This is a genomic window from Methylocucumis oryzae (assembly GCF_000963695.1).
Lineage (GTDB): Bacteria > Pseudomonadota > Gammaproteobacteria > Methylococcales > Methylomonadaceae > Methylovulum > Methylovulum oryzae.
In genome coordinates, this window is record NZ_LAJX01000235.1 from 1 (window position 1) to 7,615 (window position 7,615).

Below are 7,615 nucleotides of genomic sequence, written 5' to 3' on the forward strand. Positions count from 1 at the left end.
GATGAGTTTTTATCCGGTTAAATACCACGAAGTATGGTGGTGATTCTGGTTTTGACCAAAACCGCGCTTTTGCTGGATTAGGCTGGACGTTTTAATAAAAGTGTCCGCGCTGAATTAGGTTATATGAATCAGTATGTAGACGATTCGCACCATGAAAATAGCACTATGCGGCATTTAGTCATGGGCTCGGTGTTTGTGAATTTTTAAGCAATTATCAATAGTGACAGGCTGAATAAAAAGCTTAGATGAAATCATGTGCAGCGAGTCATGCGGCTAAGTCTTAAGTTTTCAATTAAAATGCAACTCACTCAAGATGCGACACTTTTAATTTTAGTCCATAGGGCTAAACCGTCATTCCGGCAGGGATTGCCGGAATCCAGGCGCCATGGATGGCAAAGCTTCAAATACATCCATGTGGCTTAGCAACGCAGGAGCAGTTGCCGAGCCGAGATGACGCTGTTACCGTTTTAGCTGTCCCGTCTTAAGCGGGTAGCCAATTAAAATAACTTTTCATAAGGAAACACTTATGGCACATGTACTAATCATCCACGCAGTTAAAGATTATCACGCGTGGAAAAAAATCTTTGATGAAGCCGCAAGTTTAAGAAAAAAATGCCGGTGAGCAACGCTACCAAGTGCTTAAGTTCGATACTGACGCCAATAAGATTGTCCATTTCTCGGAATGGTGTTCTTTGGCTAATGCCAGAGCGTTTTTTGAATCGCCTGAATTGGTGGCGATTAGGCAGCAAGCCGGTGTTGAAGCGCCAGAATTCTTTTATTTAGAGCAGCTTGAAAGCGGCGAGCTTTAATTGTTTACTAAAACCTCTAGCAGTCTTATCAAGGCTTGCCATAATGACCGGCTGTTTCAGCCGGTCTTTTTTTTATGCGTATTCAACCGTTATCTTCTCAACTTATTAATCAAATTGCCGCCGGTGAGGTCGTAGAGAGACCGGCATCGGTAGTCAAAGAATTACTTGAAAATGCCTTCGATGCCGGGGCAGATCAGATTCAAGTCGATATAGAACAAGGTGGACTTAGGCTAATCAAAATTCGCGATAATGGTAGTGGGATTGATAAAGAGGATTTGAAACTGGCGTTAGCGCGTCATGCCACCAGTAAAATCGCAAGCTTAGACGATTTAGAGCATGTAGCCAGCATGGGCTTTCGCGGTGAGGCATTGGCAAGTATTAGTTCAGTAGCGCGAGTTAGTTTAATCTCAAGGAAGCACGATGCGGATTGTGCATGGAAAATCGTCGCCGATGGTCGCGAAGTCGATACTGAACCGCAACCAGACCCACACCCTCCCGGCACAACCGTTGCCGTGCAAGATTTGTTTTTTAATACTCCGGCTAGGCGTAAATTCTTAAAATCTGATAAAACCGAATTTGGTCATATCGAAACCTTGATAAAACGCATGGCGTTAAGCCGGTTTGATGTGGGTTTAACTTTAACCCATAACCAAAAAGAGCTGCTTAAACTTAAACCGGCGTTAGATGTAAAAACTCAGCAGCAGCGGCTAGCGCATGTACTTAGCGCTGATTTCATCGCTAATGCCGTGGCCTGTAATAGTGCCGCATCAGAGATGCAATTAACCGGTTGGATAGGTTTGCCTGCGTTTTCGCGTAGCCAACAAGACATGCAGTTTTTTTACGTCAATAATCGCTTGGTAAAAGATAAATTAGTCGCTCATGCGATTAAGCAAGCCTATCAAGATGTGCTGCATCTAAGCCGACATCCCGTTTTTGTCTTGTATTTATCGGTTGACCCTGCCTTAGTCGATGTCAATGCGCATCCGACCAAATTAGAAGTCAGATTTAGGGAAGGGCGCTTAGTGCATGATTTTCTATTCTCCGCGATACATAAAACCCTAGCCGATGTTCGGCCTGGTAAATCGGTAGTGGAGTTATTGCCTACACACGCTTTCGATACGCTGGCCGTGCCTGCCGAATCACGTTCTTTACCTAGCGCTAGCTCTTCATATAAAGCGTCTCATTCTGAGCCGAATTACAGCGCTCATCGCCCTAGTTATGCAAAACCCGAACAAACTAAACTACCGAGTTTCGTCGGCGAGCAAGTCAGTCGTTATGCACAGCTACAGCGTCCGGCGATAAGCGAGCCAGAAGAACCTCGGGTGACCACTTCAGAGACACCGACATTAGGTTTTGCAATTGCGCATTTACATAACACCTATATTTTGGCCGAAACCGAACAAGGTGTGGTATTAGTCGATGCTCATGCCGCCCATGAGCGAGTGTTATATGAAAATTTCAAACAACAACATGGCGCGGTGGTCATGCAGCCGTTGTTATTGCCGATTAAAATGACCGTGACTGAGCCAGAAGCGGATTTAGTCGAGACTGAGCATACCTTGTTAACCCAATTAGGTTTTGAGCTAACCCGCATGGGGCCTGATACGGTGGTGTTAAGAGCCATACCGGCGTTATTAAGAGACTTTGATGTAGAAATGTTAATCCGCGATGTGTTAGCAGATTGGTTAGCGGTTGGGGTAAGTAATCGAGTGCAAGACGTGTTGCTAGAACGTTTAGCCAGCTCGGCTTGCCATAGCGCGGTGCGTTCTGGTCGTCGTTTAAGCCGGGATGAGATGAATGAGTTATTACGCGCAATGGAGCAAACCGAACGCGCCGGGCAGTGCAACCACGGCAGACCCACTTGGGTGGCGTTAACTAAACAGGATTTAGATAAGTTTTTTTGGCGTGGGCAGTAGGTGATGATTGCTACGAATAACGCATATTATCGGCTATCGTAAACGTTCAAATTTTCGTTTTTTGAAATCGGGCCTAGGCCAGATCAGTGATCTGTAAAAACCAAAAACTTAACCATTTTAAAGTATACTTCAAACGGTTAAGTTTTTGGGTAGGGTGCGCTGTGCGCACCTTTTTAATTTTTCATTGATTTTTAATGATGTTGAAAGGTGCGCGCAGCACACCCTACGGCAGTACAAGATACCGAAAAAAGGGCAACTTAATGCCTTTTGACTTGTAAGATACTCCATTTCATGTACAAATTTTCAATAATTTTTAGAGAGTTTGCATAGCCTATGACCCAAGACCTCCGCTGGAAACAACGCTTTGCCAATTACCAAAAAGCACTCGCGCAATTGACCAAATTTATCGACAAAGGCGAACTTAACGAGTTGGAAGAGCAAGGTTTAATCCAAGCATTTGAATATACGCATGAGCTGGCCTGGAATGTCTTGCGTGATTATTTGTTGGAAAAAGGGCATCAAAATATCCACGGTTCAAAAGATGCGACCCGTGCGGCATTCAAGCTGGATTTGCTGAAGGATGGCGATAGTTGGATGGACATGATTCGAGATAGGAACCGTACCAGCCACACGTATAATCAGGAAACGGCAGACGCCATTGCTAATAACATTAAACAACGCTTTTTCAGTTTATTTGTCGCTTTGCGCGACACCTTGCGGGATTTGCCGGATGACATCGACTAACGCAACCCTAACCCGTGAGCGATTTGGGTTAAAACAACGCACTATTAGCGCTATTTCAGATGTGTTTGCCCAGTATCCACAGATTAAAAAAGCTATCTTGTATGGTTCTAGGGCAAAAGGCACTTATCGCCCCGGTTCTGATATTGCTGACCTTATTGGGCGACACATTAACCTACACTTTACTAAACCGGATTGAAACAGACATCGACGATTTGCTGTTGCCTTATACAGTGGATTTATCGCTTTACACACAGATTGATAATCCCGATTTACAGGACCATATCCAACGTGTCGGGCAGTTGTTTTATCAGCATGATGGGGTTTAAAACCAACTTTTTTGTTAGCGCGGGAATGCTTACCTTTGCGCTTCGATGAGCAGCAAAATTTCGGCAGCCATGCCGTAATCCAAATCGTTGGCAGCGGCGAGGTTGGGGTCGGGGTTGCCGCTTAAGACGGCGATGAGGGCGTTTAGGTAGGTGCGGGCATGGTTGGGCAAATCGGAATTAGCCAGATAGTCTTGCAGCAAGACAATGGCTGCGGTTGTGCCGTCGGCGCTTAAGGTTTGGCGGACGGCATGGGCGATGCGGCCTTCGGTATCGTGGTTTTCGCCTCCGTCGCGTCTATAGGCCAGATAAGCGGCTATGGCTTGCTGTTTGGCGTTGCTGGCGGCTGCCTCATTTCCGCAGTCGGTTTCTATGTTGGCGAGGATGGCCCAAGCAGTCCACGGTGTGGTGGCATGACTGAACTCGGTTTTGCAGGTGATAGCTCGTTGGATGGCGGCGCGGGCTTGTTCATAATGGCGAAGTTTGCGTAAGGTCTCGGCGAGGTTGTTCATCTGACGGCCTTCGCCCGCCTTATCGTCGAGTTGTTGGCAGATGTTCGCCGCTTGTCTGTAAAACTGGGCGGCTTGTTCTGGGCGGTTGAGGGCAGCGTCATACAAGTTGCCCAGTTGGCCTAAGGTATCGGCTTGTCCGGTGGTATCGTGCAATTGCACCTCAAGACGGTAGGATTCCTGATAAGCCGCTTCCGCCGCTTCCGGCTGGCCTGCTTCCTGATAGGCAATGCCGATTTGATGCCATGCCGTGGCTACCATGCTTAATTCTTGCAGTTGGGCAAACTGATCGCGGGCTTGTTCATAAGCAGCCAAGGCTTGTGGGTAAAGGCGTTGATACAGATAAACTGTGCCTAGCTGGAATTTGCCTACCGCAACACCGCGTTCATCTCCTTGTTGCTCGCCTAGTCGTATCCTTTCTTCGTAAGCCGCAGCCGCCTCATCCAAGCGGCCTAAATCGCTTAGGCAATGACCTTGTTCGCTGAGACATTTGGCAGCCATCCTTGCCGCCGCTTTGCTGTCCTGTGCTGTGGCAATCGCGGCAAAACCCTGCCGGGCTTCTATCAAGAGCGGCAAGGCGGGGGCGGCGTTGCCTGATCGATAAAATACTTCCGCCATAATCATGCAAGCCATCGCTAAATCATAATCAGCACCGTCATAAGCCTGCATTCCCATTGCCCGCGCTTGCTGCAACAAGGCTGTTGCAGCGTTATAGGCGGCAGGATATTGCCCGTCTGCCAGCAATTGCTCGGTGCGAGTGCGTTGTGCTTCAAACTGGGCATGGCTCCAGCTTGCGCCCAAGCGTTCGGCGGCGGCATCGCGCATTTGCCCGACTTTTACCAACAAGCGCGGTTTGCCCAAGTTTTGTAACAAGCTGTAAAGGTCGGTGGTAAGGGCTATGGTGGCGGCAGCGTCGCCCGCTTGCTGGCTGTATTCCAGTACCGCGAACAGATTGGCGAGTTCCAGCAAGGTCAGCGTGGCGGCGATTTCGGGTTTTTGTTTGCGCTGTTGGACAAGGAAATCTACATAGTCGCGCATTGCCGCTGCCCAGCGGGTTTGTATTTCATCAAAAGTCTGCGGCAGAGCGGGTGTTTGTCCATCATTGCCCAGGCCTGCCGCTGTCAATTGCTCACGCAAATAAGGGCAAAGCGCAGGGTCTAAGCTGATATGGAGATAAGGATTTTCGGTTGCCAAGCCCGTGCTGATGAGTTCCCGCGCGATGTCATCTACATCTTCCTGTTCCCATTCCATCATCACTTGCAACACAGCCAAATTCACCCCACCATGAAACACCGCCAAAGCTTTTACCCGCTCTTGATTCTCCGGAGACAAGCGGCGCAAGGACAGCTCCACGCTGGCGTATAAAGATTGCTCGCGGTTGCCGGGGAAGCGTCTTTCCATATCGGCTATTAACTCCACCAAGGCCAAGCGGGTGGCGCTGATGCCGCGTTGGCGTATCGGTTCTGCCAGCAAGGCCAGGCTGCGGGCGTGGCAGTTGACGGCTTTGACCAAGTCTTCAATGTCCGCCAGTTGGCTGCGGCGAGCGGCGGCGCCGGTTTCAATATTGCCTAAGACTTTTTTCCACCAATTCGACGGCATCGCTTAAGGCCAAGTGCTTCAGTTCGCGCAGGTGTTTAGCATGGGCGAAAGGCGAGGGCAAGGCTTCGCGGCTGGTGAACAGCAAACGAGTGTCGGCGATGGCGTTGAGCTTGGCGCACAGATTGAGGATAGCTTGCAGTTCCCGCGCCGCGTCTTCGGTTAAAGCGTCGGGCGTGCTGACGGCAAGGTACGGCGGCAGCAACACGCTTTCCATGTTGTCGATGACCAGCAACGTGGTCTGTTCTTTCAAAGCCCGTTCCAAGGCTTGCAGGGCTTTATTGGCATCAGTGAGCGTGGCGCTGTCGTTGACCAGCAGTTGTTGGCACAGCGCGAACAGCACGGCGGCAGCATTGCCGTTGCTTTCCACCGACACAAAAGCCACGCGCTGGATTTGCTGCGAGCGCACCAACCAGCGGGCAAACTCCACTGCCAACGCGGTTTTGCCTTCGCCGCCTTGGCCACGGATGACGGCATAGCGCGGACTTGTGCCAGCTCCACACAGCAGGCGTTCCAAGGCCAGCAAGTCGCGGCTGCGGCCTATGAAGCCAGTTTCCGGTGCGGGCGGCAATACACCCATACGGTTGCTCAGCGCGGTTTCACATCGGCTTGGGTTTGCGGGCTGGGAATGGCGCGGAATAATTGCGGGTCGGCTTTTTCTTGAAACAATACGGGGACAAACCAGTCGTGCAAGTGCAGTTCGCCACCACCAAAAATTGAACCGCGAAAGCTGTCGTCTTTAAGGGAACGTTGCCCGGCCAACATGGCATCGCCGACGCGTTTGCTGTTTGCCAAGGCTTGGTAAAAGGCTTGCACAAAGCGCCGGGCGGTTTCGACTAACACGCTGTGGCTCATCGCGACGACGGAAGCCACGCCGACTTTCAACAATTCCGAGGCAACCGATTCCGAGGCTTGTTCGGCTTGCGCGGTTTGGCAGGCTTCCAGAAACACCAGCGGGATACGGTGTTGGTTGAGCAGCGGCCCTAGTTGGTTGGTGTAAATGGTTTGGTGGCGGCGATTGTCCAGCTTGCCCACGTCTTGCGGATGCTCAAAACACAAGCCGCCTAAGCCGCATTGGCGGTCAAACACGCCATGACCGTCGAAATGGACGACATGGTAAGGCTGGCGCAGGTCGCGGGCGCGGTCAAGCTCCGCGCTTAAGGCAGGCAAGGTCGGCGGATTGAGCAAGCGCAATTTCACCAAGCCGCCGAGTTGCTCCATCGCTTCTACCAACGGCAAAGCACTGGCGCGGTGATTAATGTAGCCGCAGGATGCGTCTTCCGGGCGGGCGGTTATCAGCAAAATGCGGATAGGTGGAGCGACGACAGGCACGTCCAGCACTTTGATGCTAGGCAAGCGACGGCGCACTCGCGTGGGTTTTGCGCCTTGGAACAAGAAACTGTCGCCGTCGTGCAGCAATTCCCAAGGCAAACCCAGCAATAAGGTAGCGACTTCGCGGGCGGTTTCGGCGGCTGCGGGTTCTAGGTCGTCGTCGGGTGTGGTGTCGAGGTACACCGAAAAAACGCCGATTGGCGTGGCTGGCAATGTTTGCCCAGGCTTGCAGGCAATACTGTTGACTTTAGCCAGTAGCACCCATTTTCTTAGCCCGCTTTTCTTTCCACTTATTAGGAACGCCTTTATTAACACGAGGTTTTGATGGCTTGGGCGTCTTCGGTCGGTAATAAACAACTCGTCGAATAGAATCAACTAACTCGAAG

7 protein-coding genes are annotated in these 7,615 nt (G+C 50.6%); 4 read left to right on the forward strand and 3 right to left on the reverse strand.

What is annotated here, in order from left to right:
- Positions 1-635 precede the first annotated feature (635 nt).
- From VZ94_RS29655 to VZ94_RS29660, 4 genes are all read left to right on the forward strand, one after another.
- On the forward strand, positions 636-809 hold the full coding sequence (locus VZ94_RS29655; protein ID WP_239650068.1) for a hypothetical protein: 174 nt from the start codon (positions 636-638) through the stop codon (positions 807-809).
- Between the two features lie 74 nt (positions 810-883).
- Positions 884-2,725: a DNA mismatch repair endonuclease MutL gene (gene mutL / locus VZ94_RS18490; RefSeq protein WP_045780354.1), complete on the forward strand. Its 1,842-nt coding sequence runs from the start codon at positions 884-886 to the stop codon at positions 2,723-2,725.
- A gap of 333 nt (positions 2,726-3,058) precedes the next feature.
- Entirely contained in the window at positions 3,059-3,469 is a 411-nt protein-coding gene (locus tag VZ94_RS18495; protein ID WP_045780355.1) for a nucleotidyltransferase substrate binding protein, read from the forward strand.
- Entirely contained in the window at positions 3,456-3,665 is a 210-nt protein-coding gene (locus VZ94_RS29660; RefSeq protein ID WP_239650069.1) for a nucleotidyltransferase domain-containing protein, read from the forward strand. Before VZ94_RS18495 ends, VZ94_RS29660 begins: the two co-directional genes overlap by 14 nt.
- Before the next feature lie 159 nt (positions 3,666-3,824).
- Here the strand turns inward: VZ94_RS29660 and VZ94_RS18505 are convergent, their stop codons facing one another.
- The 3 genes from VZ94_RS18505 to VZ94_RS18515 are packed head-to-tail and all read right to left on the reverse strand — an operon-like array spanning position 3,825 to position 7,490.
- A complete protein-coding gene (locus VZ94_RS18505; RefSeq protein WP_045780356.1) occupies positions 3,825-5,900 on the reverse strand; it encodes a tetratricopeptide repeat protein in 2,076 nt (691 codons plus the stop codon).
- Entirely contained in the window at positions 5,860-6,477 is a 618-nt protein-coding gene (locus VZ94_RS18510) for an AAA family ATPase (protein ID WP_045780357.1), read from the reverse strand. The genes VZ94_RS18505 and VZ94_RS18510 overlap by 41 nt, the downstream gene beginning before the upstream one ends.
- An 8-nt stretch (positions 6,478-6,485) precedes the next feature.
- Positions 6,486-7,490, reverse strand: coding sequence for a CHAT domain-containing protein (locus VZ94_RS18515; RefSeq protein WP_045780358.1), 1,005 nt, complete (start codon positions 7,488-7,490; stop codon positions 6,486-6,488).
- Positions 7,491-7,615: the final 125 nt, after the last annotated feature.